Origin of the sequence: Campylobacter gracilis (genome assembly GCF_001190745.1) — a bacterium.
Taxonomy (GTDB): domain Bacteria; phylum Campylobacterota; class Campylobacteria; order Campylobacterales; family Campylobacteraceae; genus Campylobacter_B; species Campylobacter_B gracilis.
Genome location: NZ_CP012196.1, coordinates 1,129,374 through 1,145,936, shown reverse-complemented (window position 1 = coordinate 1,145,936; position 16,563 = coordinate 1,129,374). Strand labels below are relative to the sequence as shown.

Sequence of the window (16,563 nt, the reverse complement as noted above, 5' to 3'; positions counted from 1 at the left end):
GGACAATGATGTATAAATTTTTAGCTAGATTTTTTCTTACTCTTACTATACTTTTTATAATCTGCGCGGTAGGCCTAAAGCACGGTATTGCGATTTCGCAGCTGGACGTGGGCTTTGCAAAGCTTGAGGGGTTTTATCTCAAGCTAAATAAAGGTCTCGTGCTGCGTATCAAAAATCTTGAAATTACGCAAAATAATACACAAAATTTAGAGCAAAATTCCACCGATCTGCGCACGCAAAGCGAGAAAATTTTGGAATTTAGCAAAAAAATCTCGCTCATCAACTCCTTTTTCGAAGAGATCGACGTGCAAAATTTAAAGATCAAGGGCGAAAGTCTAAAGCTAAAATATAAAAGCGACGTTTTTTACGCCGACACGCGGTTTTTTAGGCTAAACTCGAAGATCACGCCGAGCGCAAACGGACTGAACTTCGATCCGATCGAGCTTGAACTAAATGATTTTAATCTCACTCTGCACGGCACGGCACGGGCAAATTTCAGAGCCGATACGTATGATTTTAACGGCACCTTCGCTTCACACGAGATCGCGGGCGAGCTTGACGTGCACAATATCGGCTCGGAGCTAAATATCGAGATAAACCGCGCCTCGGCCTTGAGTCTGAAAAATTTTATGAATGAGCTAGGCGCACTTACGGGGCTAAATCCTCTTGCGAACGAGTGGATCTACGGCAAGGCGGTCGCGCAAAACTACTATATCGAAAATCTGCATGCCAAAGTCGATCTGAAAGATCCGCGCCCGATCGCCGAAAATGTCAGCGCCACGGCTTACGCGCAGGATCTTACGATAAAATTTCAACCGCAAATCGAAGCCGTAACGGTAAAAGACGCCAACATCACGCTTAAAAACGATTTTCTAAGCTTCACGCTAAATGAGCCTAAATTTAAAGGCAAAAGCCTGGAGGGAAGCGGCGTGCGTATCGGCGGGCTCTTTGAAGAGAGGCCGGTCGTATATCTGGATCTGCGGACCAAGGAGAGCTTGGGCAAGGACCTTGTGGATATTTTACAAAGCTACGGCATAGACGAGCCCGTATATCCGCTGAGCGGCGGGATCGATGCGCGCGTGCTGATAGACGTAGACGTCGAAAAGGAAAGCGCCAAGGTGGATGCGAACGTGACGCTAAAAGACGCCGATCTGATGATCTCTAAAGCGAAATTTCACTCCAAAGCCGCGCGGGTGCATATCACAGAAAAAAAGATCGACATCAAAGACGCGAATCTGCAAAATGAAATTTTTAACGCCACGGCAAGCAGCAGTATCGATATCGCCACGCGCAAGGCCAAATTTAACGGCATAATCCATAGCTTTAATCTCTCCCCGAACGGCAAAGAAATTTTAAAATTTGGCGACGCGCGAGATAATATAAGCCTTGATTTTAGCGGCAAAGCGCCAGTGCTGAGCTCGCAATTTTTAGGCGCGAAGATGAGCTTCGGCGAGCGGATCGAGATCAGCTCGCCCGATATTAGCGGAATTTTGCCCTTTTCTAAGACGCTTAAAAACGCGGGCATTGGCGGCGGAGATCTTAAAATTTTAACCAGCGATTTTACAAACTTAGATATCAGCAGTAACAATCTCATCTTTGATTTCGGTCTGCTAAACAAGGACGGAAGCCATTATAAAAACGACTCTTTCGCGCTTCGAGTGCGCGGCGGCGATCTGGACGGCTCTAGCGGAAGCGGTAAAATTTCTCTCAAAATCAACAAAGGCGGTAACTTCGTCGCTCTAAAAGACGTGGACGTCGCGATCAATACGAGCGTGCAAACCAGCGAGTTTAATAGCGGCACAAAGGAGCGCTCGCCGATAAATTTCAGCGGGCAAAACTCTTCCATCGTGCTATCCGATCTTAATAAGACGCTGAAATTTACGCACTTTAACGGCGTGCTGGACGGCAAAAATATGAATTTAAACGCAAGCTTTAAACGCGGCGACGTGAAGTTGATCTTTAAAAAGAGCTTGCTTCAAATTTTTGCGCAAAACATCAGCGGCGAGGCGCTTAATCAATTTCTGGGCTCGCAGAGCTTCGACGGAGGGGTATTTACGCTAAAAGCAAGCGGCATCGATCCGCGCAACTATCGCGGCGAGATCAACGTGCAAAACACCTATCTGAAGGACTACATCATCTATCAAAGGCTGCTTAGCTTTATAAACTCTGTGCCGTCGCTGCTTACGTTTAAGACGCCCGATTTCAATGATCGCGGCTTTAGCGTGCAGAAGGGTAAAATTTACTTTCGCCGCAGCGGCGATAAAATTTACATAAACGCGATGAATTTTACCGGCAGTAGCGCAGATATCGCGGGCAACGGCGAAGTGGATATGAAAAGCGGCGCACTGAATATCGATCTGGAGCTTAAATACCTCAAAGACGCAAGCTCGATAATCTCAAAAATCCCGCTGCTAAATCATATCATCTTGGGCGAAAACAACACAATCTCCACGATCATCGAGATTCGCGGCACGACGAAAAAGCCCACCTACTCGACCGCCGTTGCGACCGACGTGCTAAAAACGCCGTATAATCTCATCAAAAACACGCTGATGCTGCCTTTTGTGATCTTTGGCGACAACGAGGAGAGCAAATGAAATTCCCGCTCGATTATAAGGATAGCTTTGAAAAATCGCTGCTGTTTTGGCTCGTAAAATTCGTACGCTACAAGCTAAGCGCGCTATCGAATAAGGAGCTGAAAAACGATGCGTTATTTCGCCGCGCGAGCCTGGCGCTAAATCACGAGGTGGCAAATATCAATGAACTCGAGCGGCTCGCAAAAGACGCGCGAAATGCAGGCCTTACCGGCATTAACACCTATTTTAATCCACTTAAAAAATTTTACGAAGCGATCGTAGAATACAACCTCGAGAGCATGAGAAATATCGACGAGGAGCTTTTGAGCGAAATTTTAGCCTCGATTACGGGCGGGCTGAGCGATGCGAGCAAAAAAAACTACCGAATCGCGCTAATAAATTTTTTCGGCTTCATCGACCGACAAAATGAGCAGGACGGCACCTCGCACAACTTCGGCATCGAGCTTAAACACTGGGGCGGCGTTAGCGGCAGCCGCGGCACGAAGCTTCCGGAGTTTATGAGCGAAGAGGAGCTGAAGCGATTTTTGGACGCGATAAATCTAAGCGAGTTTCGCTCCTTTGCGCATCGCAACCGCCTGATCGTAAAAATCATCGTCTACACCGGCATCCGCGTGGGCGAAGCGATAAATCTCAAGCGCAAAGATATCGCGCCCGAGGGCGATCTTTTCGTCATCCGAATCCGCGGCAAGGGCAACAAATATCGCATCGTAATGATCAAACGCCACCTGATCGAGGAGCATCTAAACGCGCTGGAGACGAACTTTGCCAACAAAGAGGGCTATCTTTTCGTCACCAAAAACGGCGCGCCGCTTACGCAAGCATACGTCAGCGGCATCGTGGAGAAAATTTTAATGAGCGCGGGCATACGCAAGGAAAAAAACGGCGCCCACATGCTGCGCCACACCTTCGCAACGATGCTTTACAAAAAGCAAAAGGACCTCGTACTCGTCCAAGAAGCCCTCGGCCACGCGAGCCTAAATACTTCGCGCATCTACACCCACTTTGACAGCGACAAACTGCGCCTTGCGGCGAAGGTCGCGGAGGAATTCGAGGAGTGAAATTTTAAAATTTGCAGCGGTGCGAGGCTTGCTTGAGCGAGATTTTTTGAATTTAGTTTTGAGGCGGCTTTAAAATCGTTTTTTATGGAATTTATTTTACAAGAGGTTTAGAATTTTATTTTGAAAAATCTTAAAATTTGTTTTTCATACTCGCATAACAAAACCTAAAATTTTACCTTGTGATTTTGCCTAAAATTCCAGATAAATTTAGTATAAAATTTCATTTAAATTTTTACGATACGGGATTTCATCCAATGATTTTATAAGCAAAAGGTAATGGTGTAGCGGATATAAAATTTATCTGCAAATTCCGTAAGAATGGAATTTCTGATTTAAAATTTAAACCCTCAAAATTTATAGTTTGATTTGCTTCCAAATTCTCATCGCATCGAATGCGCCTTAAAAATTTAAAGACGCAAAAGATTTGCCACCAAAGTTTGCTGCAAAAATTTACCGACGCGAAGTTTGCTTCGTAAACAGCATAGGAATCATATAGGAATTTATACTAAAAATTTAAAGAGATAAAATCATCGGCATACCTACTTTTAGATTTATTTTACGACAGAAATCCCGCTCTTGCGAGCAGGATTTCATTTCTTAGGGGATAAGAAAAGGAGTTTAGGCTAAATAAATTTAGCCCGAGATTTCGTCTAGCCACGGAGTCCCGCGGCAAAAAGGAGCAAAAAGACGAAATCTCGCGCAAAATTTTAAGCCAAGATTTAAGCGATCGGCTCGCGACAATAAACGAAATTTGCGACGGCCTCAAAAGCTATCGCAAAAACGCCGTGCCGCAAGCATCAAAATTAAACAAGCCTTTGTTTTTTGAAATACTCACGTGGAGCCTTGCAGAGCGGACAGGCGCCAGGAGCTTTCTTTCCGCGATGAACATGCCCGCAGACCTCGCACACCCAAACTTCCTCGTCGAAACTCTCGAAAAAGCCCTCCTCTAGCAAGATCTTTTGAAGCTCGTTGTATTCGCGCTCGTGCTCCTCCTCGACCTTGCCGATAGCGTTAAAAAGGCGCGCTACTTCTTTTTTACCCTCTTCGGTCGCGATTTTAGCGAAGCTCGGATACATGCTCTCGTGCTCGTAGCGCTCGCCGGCGGCAGCGTCAAACAGATTTTTATCCATTTTATCAAGCGGAATACCTGCGGCCGCATGATGTGCCTTTAGCTCGGCTCTGGCATGCCATTTTTCGTTTTCGGCAGCCTCGTAAAAATGTCGTGCAATGGCGTGAAAGCCAGCTTCTTTGGCTAAATCGCCGTAAAGATCGTATTTATTGCGCGCCTGGGACTCGCCTGCGAACGCCTTCATCAAATTTACCTGCGTCAGATCCTCGGTTATACATTTCATCGGCTCGCCGCAGCAGCTAAGCGCGCCGCCGCCTACTTTTTGCACCTCGACCTCCGCGCCGCATTTGTCGCATCTGTAAGTTTCGTACTGTCTCATTTTAATTCCCTATCAAAATTTTTGGGGAATGATACCACGGCTACTATTAAATTTTACTTAATAAATTTTATTCTTCTCAATAAATTTATGTTTTTGAGAAAATTTTGGCACGGAATTTCCATCCGCAAAATCTAAACTTAAGATTTTTCAAAGCAAATGAAATTTGAAGCAAAAGCGCTAACGCTCGATTATCTAAAAATATGGAATTTACTTTTCTGACTTATTTAATCTACAATTTTCAAGGCGAGCCACATCATTGGAAATTTTTTAGAATTTAAAGTTATCACAAAAATAACTTGCTAATTTTGCCGCGCAGTCTTGTTTACGAGTATATAACAATGCTCGGCAAAAGCAGCTTTAAATGCACCAACGAGCCGCCCGATTGTAATTATAAAGCGTTAAAAGCGTAATTAAAAGCTTTGTAGCATTACTATTTTGCCGCTATGATCGGTAATATATGAGAATTTATGAACGTCAAATTCTAAGCCACAAATCGAGCAAGGAGGAAATTTATCGACTTCCTTCTCGCCTAAAAGCGAGCAAATTCCGCCTATTGCTGGATTATGTCCAACAATAAATACGCATTCTGCGCTAGCTGCATTAAAATTTTGCATAACATCTGTGCTAGAAATTTCCACATTGTTGCAAGATATCGCATTATTTTCGCCAATGCTAGCGGGAATTTTAGTGCCCTTAAAAGCAGAATTTTCAGCGTTTGCGTCGCGATGTTTTTCGCTACTCAGACCAACCGCATTGTATTTTTCCACATTCACACCGCACCCAAAAAATCGTTTCTCATCCAAGCTGCGAACAAACTTTGCTAAATCCCATAAGCTTATGTCGTATAACTCTCGCAATGGCACTACCCTTTTTGTCGCGCCCAGCGCATTAGCGATAATTTGCGCCGTATGGAGTGCACGCATAGCCGAGCTTGTAATAATTAAATCAGGCGCAAGCCCCAAGCTACGCAGCTTTTCTCCGAGTTTAATTGCGCAAAGTTCGCCCACACGGCTTAATGCCCGCTCAAAATCGCTTTTGCCGCCGCTTTGCGCCTCGGCATGTCTTATAAAATATATCCGTTTCATCTGCATCCTTTCATAAAATTTTATGTATAATTCAGCGTTAAATTCTACAAAATTCTAAATTTTTTCTGGATCATTCCAAAGCCATAACCAACCACAAATCCCGCTATGTGCGCATACCATGCCACATTTACGCCCATTAACATCGGCGCAAAGCTCATTATCAAAATCGCGACAAAAATTCCGCCCGCATTGCGTTCATCAAAATAAGCAATCACGCCTAAAAGCACGCAAATAGCGCCACTAGCGCCTACGATATTGACGATTTCTCCCATACTCATGGCATAACGGATATAAATCAGACACAAAGCGCCGCTCAGCAGCCCGCCTACGATGTAAAGCAGCGTAAATTTTATCCCACCGAACGCTCGCTCTAAAATCCCACCAAATTGATACAAAACTGCCATATTCATCGCTAGATGCATCACTCCGCCATGCATAAAAAATGAACTTAGTAGCTGCCACGGCATCCCCTCGAAAAAATATGGATTGAGCCCAAAAAACAGGTAGGACTTAAAGCCGAAAAAATATTCCAATGCGAATGAAATCACGAAAAATAGGATATTCACCGCGATGATCGCGAGAGTAAATTTGCCTGATTGCATGAAGCTCCTTAAATTTTTCACGCATAGTAGCAAAATTTTTATTAAATTAAAGGCGTAGTGTGATTTTATAGGCTCGAGATAAATTTCATAAATAAGCTAGCATCAAAATTTTGGCAATAGTTTTAGTTGCAAGTGCCTTAATAAAAGGGCTTGCAACTAAAATTTAGATATATAGCTTTAAAGTAAAATTTTTACGATAAGAATTTAGGTTATAAATTTTTTTGAAAGTTTTATGTAATTTATAAAGTCTATCTGATATCAATTAAAAAACAAGCACGCTTTAAAATTAATAACGATAAAATTTCAGTTATATGAAGCTATTTCGTAGAATTTTATGTATAATTATATGTATGATTCCACTAAGAATAATAAAAATTTGAGTTTAAATTAATTCCAAAATAAATTTTAGAGTAAATATTTTAAATCCTTATTATATTGCGCGTTAAAAATGCTAATTTTATTTGTCATAACAGTATCAAAGTGAGTTTTTATTCATAAGTTTTTGCTACAGGAGTTTAAAAGCCATAAAAATTTTAAAATTTGATTAGAAATCCAGGAATCCAATTAAATTCTGCAAAGCTAGGTTGCAGCTAGAATTCCAAGCTAAATTATCTGCAAAATTTTACTTGAAATTTTAGAGCACAAATCAAACCGCCGCGAATTTTTAAAAGGTCTAACGAAATTTCATAAAATCTAACTAAATTCCAAAAGTTATAAGAAATTTTTCAAAAAATACGGCGAAAGAATTTTCAAAATTCTAGTTATTCACCCGTCCGTATCCTGCGAAGCGGTTCGATGCTAGGCAGCTTATGCGGTCTTTACCGCAGCGTACGATATAGCTATTTTCCATCTTTTGTCCCGCTACATGGACGTTTTTCTTATTTAAATTTACGAAGTCCGCTTGATTTCTACCACGAGTATTGTGGACGAATTTCACGCGACCATCGGCATATATCTCGCGCACGATACCGATATGACTGATTTCGTTATTGACCTTGCCTTTGTTAGAACGTAAGGTGTTTTGAAAAAACACCAAATCCCCCACTCGCGGCGTATTGCTGAGTAAATTTTTACGGCTATAATAATTATATATTGCTTGGGATTTACGTCCGTTTGTGAAGTATTTCGGCAGATCTTTTGAGTTAAAAAACAGATCATCGTATTTATCATTTAGCACGGTGATAAATCCGCTGCAGTCTCCTCCTGCGCGAGTGCCGGTGTAATCGTCCACCGATGCGATTAGCGGGCGGTTAAACTCGCTTCCCGGCACCGAAGTTATTCCTTCTTCATGATCGTTTAAGACATACGCTTGCTGGCTGCCGGCAGACGGGGCTTTTGAGGAGCAACCGACCAGCAAAAACGCACCCAAAGCGCAAATAATTAGTTGTTTCATATAAAATCCTTATAAAATTATGTAGCGATTAAATTTATGCGCAATTTTAGCGCCTGGCGGTAACAAAATGGTAACTTTAAAGCTAAATTCTGTATAATCGCCGAAATTTTACACGGAGAAATCATGCATTATCTACGAATTAACGGGGGCAAAAAACTAAGCGGCAGCGTCAAAATAAGCGGCGCAAAAAACGCCGCACTGCCGCTCATAGCTCTATCTATCCTTTCAAAAAACGAAGTCGTAATTAAAAATTTACCCGCAGTTTCCGATATCCACACGCTAATTCAGCTGCTTTCAAATTTAGGCGCAAAGTACGAGTTTCTCGACGCCAACACCGCCAAAATCGATCCGCGCGATGTAAACTCAACCAAGGCGATCTACGACATAGTGCGTAAAATGCGCGCTTCGATCTTGGTGCTGGGGCCGCTTTTAGCGCGGTTTAGGCATTGCGAGGTAAGCCTTCCCGGAGGCTGCGCGATCGGCGCAAGACCGATCGATCTACACCTTAGCGCGCTTGAAAAGATGGGTGCGGAGGTTAAAATCGAGCAAGGTTACGTCGTTTGTACCGCAAAAAAGGGGCTTAAGGGCGCGACTATAAATTTTGATAAAATTACCGTCACAGGCACCGAAAATATCGTAATGGCGGCGGCCTTAGCAAGCGGTACCACTCATATCATAAACGCGGCAAAAGAGCCCGAAGTCATCGCCGTTTGCAACGCATTAAAAAACGCAGGCATCGACATAGAGGGTATCGGCACGAACGAAATCCTCATCAAAGGAAGCGGCAGCGAGCTTTTAAGCTTGAACGAAATTTCGATCATTCCCGATCGCATCGAAGCAGGCACCTATCTGTGCGCAGGCGCAATCACCGGCTCTCGTATCAAGATCACGCACGCTCGCGCGGCTCATCTTGGCGCCGTGCTTGCAAAATTTGAGGATATGGGTTTTAAATTTGAAATTTCAAACGGCGGCGACGAGATCACGATCCTGCCCGCTTCAAAGATCAAACCCGTAGAGATTATCACAAGCGAATATCCGGGCTTTCCTACCGATATGCAGGCGCAGTTTATGGCGCTAGCATGCATCTCCTCGGGCGTCAGCACTATCGACGAGAGGCTTTTTGAAAACCGCTTCATGCACGTTAGTGAACTCTCAAGAATGGGCGCAGATATCCGCTTAAACGGACATATCGCGACGATCAGCGGCGGCAAGCTAAACGGCGCGGACGTTATGGCAACCGATCTGCGAGCTAGTTCGGCACTCGTTTTAGCCGCCCTTGCGGCGCGCGGCGAGAGCAAAATACATAGAATTTACCACCTAGATCGCGGCTACGAAAAGCTCGAGGAAAAGCTTAGCGCGCTCGGTGCGGACATACAGAGGCTGGAGGAATGAAGACTTCGAAATAAAAATCTTGTGCGAGCAAGCGATGCGGGATTTTACTAGTGATACGTTCTGAAATTTTAAGCAACGCTCGCATTAAAATAAGGCAAGTTTGAGCCCGTGAAATTTCGCGCATTTATTTGGGCAAAATTTAGCCTTGCAAGTTCCGGTGCAATACAGAATTCGAGGCTACGCGAGGTCTTAACTGTGCGAATTTTAAATGTAAAAAATGATAAAAAGGACTTAAAATGATAGGAATAAATGAGGCTATAGATTTGGCTACGGCCAGAATCACATCAAGCAAGCAAAGCGAAAAGGTGCCTCTTCCCAGCGCCCTAGGTCGCATTCTTTTTAGTGATATTTCAGCGATTAAAAACCTACCCTGCTTCGATAATTCGGCGCTTGACGGCTATGCCTACGCGGCAGAATTCAAAGACGAAGAGCTAAAGATCGTAGAGCCTACGATTTTTGCAGGAGACGAGAAATTCTACGAAATCAAGGCCGGGCAGGCGCAAAAGATAATGACCGGCGCGCCAATGCCTGCAGGCGCGGACTCTGTCGCGAGGCTAGAAGATGTAAACGCGCAAGGCGGAACTCTAAAAATCCCTGCTTCCGTTCATGCCCACGACGGCTTTCGTAAAAAAGGCGAGGAGGTGCGCGCGGGCGAGCTTTTATTGCGCCGTGGCGAAATTTTAAACCCTGCTAAAATCATGCTTCTTGCCGCGCAAGGAATTTACGAAGTGGACATTTACGCGCGTCCTAAAATCGCTCTATTTTCCAGTGGAAACGAGCTAAAAGAGCCGTGGCAGAGCGCAAGTGAGCGCGAAATTTATAACGCTAACTCTAGTGGCATTGCTGCATTGCTACAAAAATACGGCTTTAAAAATGAGTATTTAGGGATTTTAAAGGATGATTTTAGCGAGGTGTGCGAGGCGCTAGACGCTGCTACGCGTAAATTTGACGTGCTAATTACCAGCGGTGGAGCAAGTGCCGGGGAGGCGGATTTTATGCAAAGCGCTATGAGCGAACTTGGATTTTTGCAGGTTTTCGATCACATCGATATCAAGCCCGGCCGCCCCAGCAAGTGCTTCGCAAAAGACGGCAAATTCGTCTTTGCAATGGCGGGCAATCCGATGGCTGCTTTCGTGCTTACGCGCGCAGTCATACTACCGATCCTATTTAAGCTTAGCGGCGCAAGCGAGGCTTTTAGCGCAGAAGCGGCGATCTATGCCAAGCTCGCAAGCGATCTGAAGCTAAAAAGCGGCAGAGTAAATTTAACCGTAGGCGCATATGAAGGCGGAGTTTTTACGCCTATGCCGTCGCCTTCTGGGCGCATCAGACCGCTGGCTGCGGCATCGCATTTTTTCTTGGCTGATCCCGAATGCGACAAAGTTCGCGCTGGAGAAATCGTAAAAATTTATGAAATTTAAGCGAGAAATTATTGACAAATGAAAATTTATAGGCTACAATCGCGCTTTATTTTTACCGCATGCGGGAATAGCTCAGTGGTAGAGCGCAACCTTGCCATGGTTGATGTCGCGAGTTCGACTCTCGTTTCCCGCTCCATCTTAACTTCAAATTTTAAAATTCCTTCCGTTCCACTCGCTTTTAAAGCACAAAATTTCGATATGAAAGCCTTGAAATGAAAATTCTAGTTTGTGTAAGTGGCGCGAGTTTTTGCGAGATCGGGTTTGATCTGCTTAAATTTCTTGCCAGCTCGCCGCATGAAATTCACGCCGTGCTTACGCAGGGCGCGCGCCGCGTACTGCGCGCCGAAAACGGCATAGACGCGGACGAGGCTTTAAAATCTACGGAATTTAAGAGCGTAAAATTTCATCTCGACGACGATCTTAGTGCGCCGCCCGCTTCGGGCTCATTCGGCATTGACGCCACAATCTTTGCGCCCTGCTCTGTTGGCTCTTTGGCTAAAATTTACGGCGGGCTTTGCGACAGCTTAAGCACTCGCGCCGCCGCAGTCGCGCTAAAAGAGCACAAGCGGCTGGTTCTTGGCGTGCGTGAGATGCCGCTTTCTGCGATCAGCCTGCGCCAGATGAGCGAGCTAGCCGCGCTCGGCGTCATCATCGCTCCGCCCGTGATCGCGGGCTACTGCGGCGTGCAAAATTTAAAAAATTTCATAATCGGCAAGTGGTGCGACGCGCTAGGCGTGCAAAACGAGCTGTTTAAGAGGTGGCAATAATGCAAAACTCAAGAAAATGTATCTATCCGGGCACCTTCGATCCTATCACGAACGGTCATCTGGACGTCATCAAGCGCGCGCTAGGGCTTTTTGATGAGGTTATCGTCGCAGTCGCGCTAAACGAGAGCAAAAAACCCTACTTCAGCCTACAATCCAGACTAGAAATGGCGCGAGCCGCGACACGCGGACTTCGCGGCGTGAGCGTGCAAAGCTTTGATAATCTACTCGTGGATTTCGCCAAATCCTGTGGCGTGCGCTTCGTTATCCGCGGACTGCGCGCGGTCAGTGACTTTGAGTACGAGCTGCAGATAGGCTATGCAAACGCCTCGCTATGGGAGGAATTTGAGAGCGTGTATTTGATGCCGACGCTCAAAAACGCCTTCATCTCAAGCTCGATCGTCCGCTCCGTTTTGAGCCACGGCGGCGACGTTTCGCACCTCGTGCCGAGCGAAATTTTAGAATTTTTGAAAAAATGAGCTCGCAAGTTACTGAAATTTAGCCCGCAGGCGCAGCTAAATTTAAAATTTGCAAGCCGCACGGAGATAAAAATGAATAAGCAAATGGATGAGATAGAAAGACTGCGAACGTTTTTAAAAAGCGTGAGATATGAATACAAAGCCTTAAATAAAATAGCCGAAGCGCAGGCCGTAAGCAGGCGCTGGGCGTCGGACGAGTATATTAATTTAGAGCCGTTTTATTTCGAATATAACCGCTTCTTTAAGGGCAAAATTTTAAAAGCTAAACCAAAAAAGATCGTAAACGCCTACGAATACGGCTTTGACGCGCAAGATCGCGTCGTTTTTGAAAGACAACATGATGGCAAAAAACATTTCTTTGAAAACCTTTATTTTTGGGGGCGGGACGAAGTTTTAAAATACGAATTTGGTTGCTATAACAAAAGATGCGTAGGATGCTTCAATATAAAAAGATTTATCTATGAGGGTGGCGTGCTAAAGTCCATCTACTCGGCCTTTGACAACAACGCCTATGGGATAGAAAATTTTACTTACGAAGGCGGCAAGCTCGCACAAAGACGGGAGTATGTAGAGCACCCTCGCGCAGGCAGAAGGAATGACGTAATAAACTATGAATTTAACGCAATGGGCGAACTGAGCTTAATAACCGAAAATGGTTATGTGCGCTATCAAAAGCCCGATAAGGATATGAGTTACAAAAAGCTTTATGAGCTCGCCGCGCAAAGGCTGCTGCCCGCGATTAAAGAGACGATCAAAAAGCACGCGCCCGCCTGTAAACTCTACTGCATAAATTTAGCTTGCGACAATAGGAGTTTGCCGCCGATCATCGGATTCGGCTCGCAAGAACAGCGCGCGCAGTGGCTTGCACGAAAGGACGGTTGGCTTCTTTGGCTTGTTCCTGATTACGAGTTTCGAGCCGAGGTCGAAGTAGACTACGAAACGGCGAAAATTTTTGATCTTTTCAATCAAGAAACGCAGCTAAATGATAAATATGCACAGGCTAAAAAGCTCATTTGGGAGTGCGTGAAGCAGCTCAAAGCAGGTCTTGGCGAATTTGCGCTTGATATGACGGATGATTTTACGATCACGGCTACCGATTGCGATCTTGGCAATCTGAGGAAAGATTTCATAGCGATAAATCCCGAGCTAGCGTAAAAGGATAAAATTTAAAATTTCATCTTTCGGCGCGCAGGACGAGCTTTGCGCCTTCGCTCATTGCGGCAAAATTTCATGATCTGCGGCGGCTAAAAATTTTATCGGCGCCACGATTTTATATTTTGTCATCGCACGCGGCGTCCGCCCGTCGCCGCATCTACTGCGTTATCGGACAATATACCATGCTTTATACGGCGCCCGATGCCTTCCAGACGCGCTATCTGTTTTTACTAAAAAACATACGATACCTCGCACCGCGTTCTTCACCGACGCGCCGCCTTTCGTTTATCTAGTGCCCGTTGTTCTGCCAGGCGCATACCCCGCTCCGTTTCCACCTCGCATGACGCGCGCCATGTCCCGTCTAACGCCCTACTTCGCTCGGCACGCCGCTCCGCCGACATATACTCTCTCGCCCTACTGCGTGGCGCATTGCTTTGCTCGGTTCGATACGCCGACCCAATTTGCCCGATACGTCGTCTCGCTTCGTCTGATACATACCCTATGCGTCGCTCGACGCGCTGTCCGCCCCATCTACGCGCACCGTCTTTATCGACCGGCGCCCTTCTCCGCTCGGTACATGTCCGTAAGCGTAAAATTTACTCGCTCGTTGTTTATTCGGCGCATCCGTACGAGCGCTAAATTTAACCGCGTGCCGTGCCGCAAAAAGCAAGAGCCGAGTAAGGCAGAGCGCCCGATAAAATTTTACGCCTAAAGATCAAAAGCAGCTCGTACAAGCTCGCGCAAAAGTCCGATTTTAAGGCGAAATTTTACGCCTCGCTGTTAAAAAAAGCCGCTATTTAGCTATAAGCTTGTAAAATAGCGCACAAATTTAAAGGCGAAAAATGTATGTAATATTCGAAGGTATCGACGGCGTGGGCAAAAGCACGCAGATAGCGCGGCTAGCGGCAGCTTTTCCGCAGGCGATCGTGACCAAGGAGCCGGGCGGCACGAAGCTCGGCGAGGCGGTGCGAAGCCTCGTTTTGGGCGAGGATTTTAAGTGGCGTCGCGGCAGCGTAAATCTGCGCGAGGTCTGCGGCGAAATTTCAAAGCGCGCCGAGCTGCTTTTATTTCTCGCAGACCGCGCCGAGCACTACGAGCGCGTGATAAAGGGCGGCGCAGGCGGGCTCGTGCTAAGCGATCGTGGCTTCATCTCGGGGCTTGCCTATGCGCTGGCAAACGACGAGGGCGCAGATATTAGCGAGCTTATCGCGCTTAACAAATTTGCGCTTGGGGGCAAATTTGCAGATAAAATCGTGCTGTTTTCGGCGGACGAACAGCTCATCAGGCATCGGCTCAAAACGCGCGCTAGCAGCGATATAATCGAGGCTCGCGGGCTAAAATACCTAATGCGTGTGCAAGATCTTATGGCGCAGGCATGCGCGGCGTGCGGCGTCGAGACCCTGCAAATCGACGCCGCACAGTCCGAAGAGGTGATCTGCGATCAGATAAAAAATTTCATACTTTCTTAAAATTTTAAGGCGTGGAATTTTGCCGCGATAATTGATTTCTGAGCCTTGCCGTGAAATTTTAACTATGGAATTCCGCCCATAGAATTTCATCTCCAAATTTCGTTTATGGAATTTTACAGGCGCAGTTCTAGGGAAAATTTCATGGGCGAAATTTGTTTTATAATTTCGCAGTAAAATTTAGCCACGGAATTCTGTCTTAAAATTCCGCCGCAGACTGAAAAAGCGCAAAATTTCATAAGCGAAATCCGCACACGGAATTTTAATCCGCGGATTTGCGGGCGGAATTCCGCTTAAGCTTTAGATTGAAAGGATAGCGATGAAGACGTTAAAATTCGTTTTACGTAAGATTTTTAAATTTATATTTCTGTTTTGGGTAGTCATAAGCTCGCTTTTCGGCACATATATGATCGCCGATAAATTTTTCGGCCGTACCGTCGTAGCCTGGACGCTCATCCGTGATTTTAGCAGCGCTTCGCTGGATCTGAAGGATTTTAGCGTCAGCGCCCGCTTAAGAGCTACCACTATCGGCGGACGATTATGGCGCGACGAGCGCGAGTCGAAGCCCGACTTCTCGGACGACAACTCCACCGGCGCCCCGTATGAACTAAGTATAAATTTTGACCACGTGAGTGCGCCAGGGATCGTGCTGAACAACATCAAGCTCGAGCAGGTGCAAAGCGGACGCGTCGTTTTTGAAAAAGATGAGCTAGAGGTGCCGATAGAGATGGGTTACAGCGGTTACAAAAGCGGCGGATTAGAGATACCTGATCTCGATTCTGCGCATGTCAAACACAGACTGAGCGCCGAAATATGCGTGTCTGGAGGCACTTGCACAAACTTCGTGCATTATTTCTTGCCGTACAAACATGTAGAGGGCACAGCGGCTCTACGGGGTATTTTTTAGCTGCGAAATATTCGGCGTGAAATTTTAAAAACATAAAATTTACGGCAGCATGGGTTAATTTGGCTGAATAAACGAGTAGATTATCAATGCCCGCAACGCGGTATGGTTTATTTGTGAGATAGAATTTTGCCGCTCGCCGTATTTATATGAAACGGAATTTGTGATTTCGCGGCGCATAAAATTTATAGCATGGCGCGAAATTCTACCCGGCAAAATTTGAAGCGACGGAATTATAAAATTCCACGCTGTGTGTTTATGCGGAGCAGTAGCGCTATTTTTTACGACGCTTGCGCCATGATGAGAGTTTTTGCATGCAAGTAGAACAAACTAGGCATATCACACACACTGGCGTAAGCACTACGCAAGAATAGAAAAAATCGCTCAGGCTTGCCGTTTTATCCTTAATAAATGTCATATAAATCCAAAGCAGCACCGCAATCGCAGCAGCACAAGCAATCAATACCGCCCAAAATAGTCGCGCTAAGCCAAGTAGTCGCTTGGCAAGGTTAAACACCAGTTGTGTCAAACGAGGCGTGCGGCTCTTAATAGCGCAGGCGGCTGCGTAAATGTATACCATAATTATCATCGCAACAAGCGCAAGCGCCGCGCAAGTGTAGAAAAAATCGCCTAGGTTTGGGAATGCGTCTTTTTTGGACGCAAGGTAGATCGCGTAAAACACTGCCGTGACGAAAAAAATCAGACCGAATGTAATCAAAATGTCCCAAACTAAATATAGCGCGCGTCTTGCGGCGTCCAGACGCTCAATTCAAAATCGCGGGCATATTCCAAAGGCGTTCTG

At 45.7% G+C, this 16,563-nt stretch carries 14 protein-coding genes and 1 tRNA gene; 10 read left to right on the top strand and 5 right to left on the bottom strand.

The window, feature by feature from the left end:
- The first annotated feature begins 8 nt into the window (after positions 1-8).
- Positions 9-2,597 (top strand): YhdP family protein, encoded by a 2,589-nt coding sequence (locus CGRAC_RS05755; RefSeq protein WP_005870525.1) that lies wholly within the window; start codon positions 9-11, stop codon positions 2,595-2,597.
- Positions 2,594-3,655, top strand: coding sequence for a tyrosine-type recombinase/integrase (locus CGRAC_RS05750; RefSeq protein ID WP_050346324.1), 1,062 nt, complete (start codon positions 2,594-2,596; stop codon positions 3,653-3,655). Before CGRAC_RS05755 ends, CGRAC_RS05750 begins: the two co-directional genes overlap by 4 nt.
- An 803-nt stretch (positions 3,656-4,458) precedes the next feature.
- Here CGRAC_RS05750 and CGRAC_RS05740 read toward each other — a convergent pair.
- From CGRAC_RS05740 to CGRAC_RS05725, 4 genes are all read right to left on the bottom strand, one after another.
- Positions 4,459-5,103: a ferritin family protein gene (locus CGRAC_RS05740; protein WP_005870535.1), complete on the bottom strand. Its 645-nt coding sequence runs from the start codon at positions 5,101-5,103 to the stop codon at positions 4,459-4,461.
- A gap of 410 nt (positions 5,104-5,513) precedes the next feature.
- Positions 5,514-6,188 (bottom strand): SixA phosphatase family protein, encoded by a 675-nt coding sequence (locus CGRAC_RS05735; protein ID WP_005870538.1) that lies wholly within the window; start codon positions 6,186-6,188, stop codon positions 5,514-5,516.
- A 44-nt stretch (positions 6,189-6,232) separates the two neighbouring features.
- The gene (locus CGRAC_RS05730; RefSeq protein WP_005870539.1) at positions 6,233-6,790 is read right to left on the bottom strand and encodes a rhomboid family intramembrane serine protease; all 558 of its coding nucleotides are present in this window, start codon (positions 6,788-6,790) and stop codon (positions 6,233-6,235) included.
- Between the two features lie 757 nt (positions 6,791-7,547).
- Entirely contained in the window at positions 7,548-8,183 is a 636-nt protein-coding gene (locus CGRAC_RS05725; protein ID WP_005870540.1) for an NlpC/P60 family protein, read from the bottom strand.
- A 123-nt stretch (positions 8,184-8,306) separates the two neighbouring features.
- Here CGRAC_RS05725 and murA point away from each other — a divergent pair, with 123 nt between their 5' ends.
- From murA to CGRAC_RS05685, 8 genes are all read left to right on the top strand, one after another.
- Entirely contained in the window at positions 8,307-9,575 is a 1,269-nt protein-coding gene (gene murA, locus CGRAC_RS05720; protein ID WP_005870541.1) for a UDP-N-acetylglucosamine 1-carboxyvinyltransferase, read from the top strand.
- A 236-nt stretch (positions 9,576-9,811) separates the two neighbouring features.
- Complete coding sequence (locus CGRAC_RS05715; RefSeq protein ID WP_005870544.1) at positions 9,812-10,993, top strand: molybdopterin molybdotransferase MoeA; 1,182 nt, start codon at positions 9,812-9,814, stop codon at positions 10,991-10,993.
- A gap of 61 nt (positions 10,994-11,054) precedes the next feature.
- Positions 11,055-11,129: transfer RNA gene (locus CGRAC_RS05710), tRNA-Gly, on the top strand.
- Between the two features lie 76 nt (positions 11,130-11,205).
- Positions 11,206-11,760: a UbiX family flavin prenyltransferase gene (locus tag CGRAC_RS05705; RefSeq protein WP_005870545.1), complete on the top strand. Its 555-nt coding sequence runs from the start codon at positions 11,206-11,208 to the stop codon at positions 11,758-11,760.
- Entirely contained in the window at positions 11,760-12,236 is a 477-nt protein-coding gene (coaD, locus tag CGRAC_RS05700) for a pantetheine-phosphate adenylyltransferase (RefSeq protein ID WP_005870546.1), read from the top strand. Before CGRAC_RS05705 ends, coaD begins: the two co-directional genes overlap by 1 nt.
- Before the next feature lie 72 nt (positions 12,237-12,308).
- Positions 12,309-13,391: a hypothetical protein gene (locus CGRAC_RS05695; protein WP_005870547.1), complete on the top strand. Its 1,083-nt coding sequence runs from the start codon at positions 12,309-12,311 to the stop codon at positions 13,389-13,391.
- Positions 13,392-14,233: 842 nt separating this feature from the next.
- The gene (gene tmk, locus CGRAC_RS05690) at positions 14,234-14,860 is read left to right on the top strand and encodes a dTMP kinase (RefSeq protein ID WP_005870549.1); all 627 of its coding nucleotides are present in this window, start codon (positions 14,234-14,236) and stop codon (positions 14,858-14,860) included.
- A 316-nt stretch (positions 14,861-15,176) separates the two neighbouring features.
- Entirely contained in the window at positions 15,177-15,764 is a 588-nt protein-coding gene (locus tag CGRAC_RS05685) for a hypothetical protein (protein WP_005870551.1), read from the top strand.
- Between the two features lie 271 nt (positions 15,765-16,035).
- On the opposite strand, the gene CGRAC_RS05680 is transcribed toward CGRAC_RS05685, so the two are convergent.
- A complete protein-coding gene (locus CGRAC_RS05680) occupies positions 16,036-16,479 on the bottom strand; it encodes a hypothetical protein (protein WP_005870553.1) in 444 nt (147 codons plus the stop codon).
- Positions 16,480-16,563 lie beyond the last annotated feature (84 nt).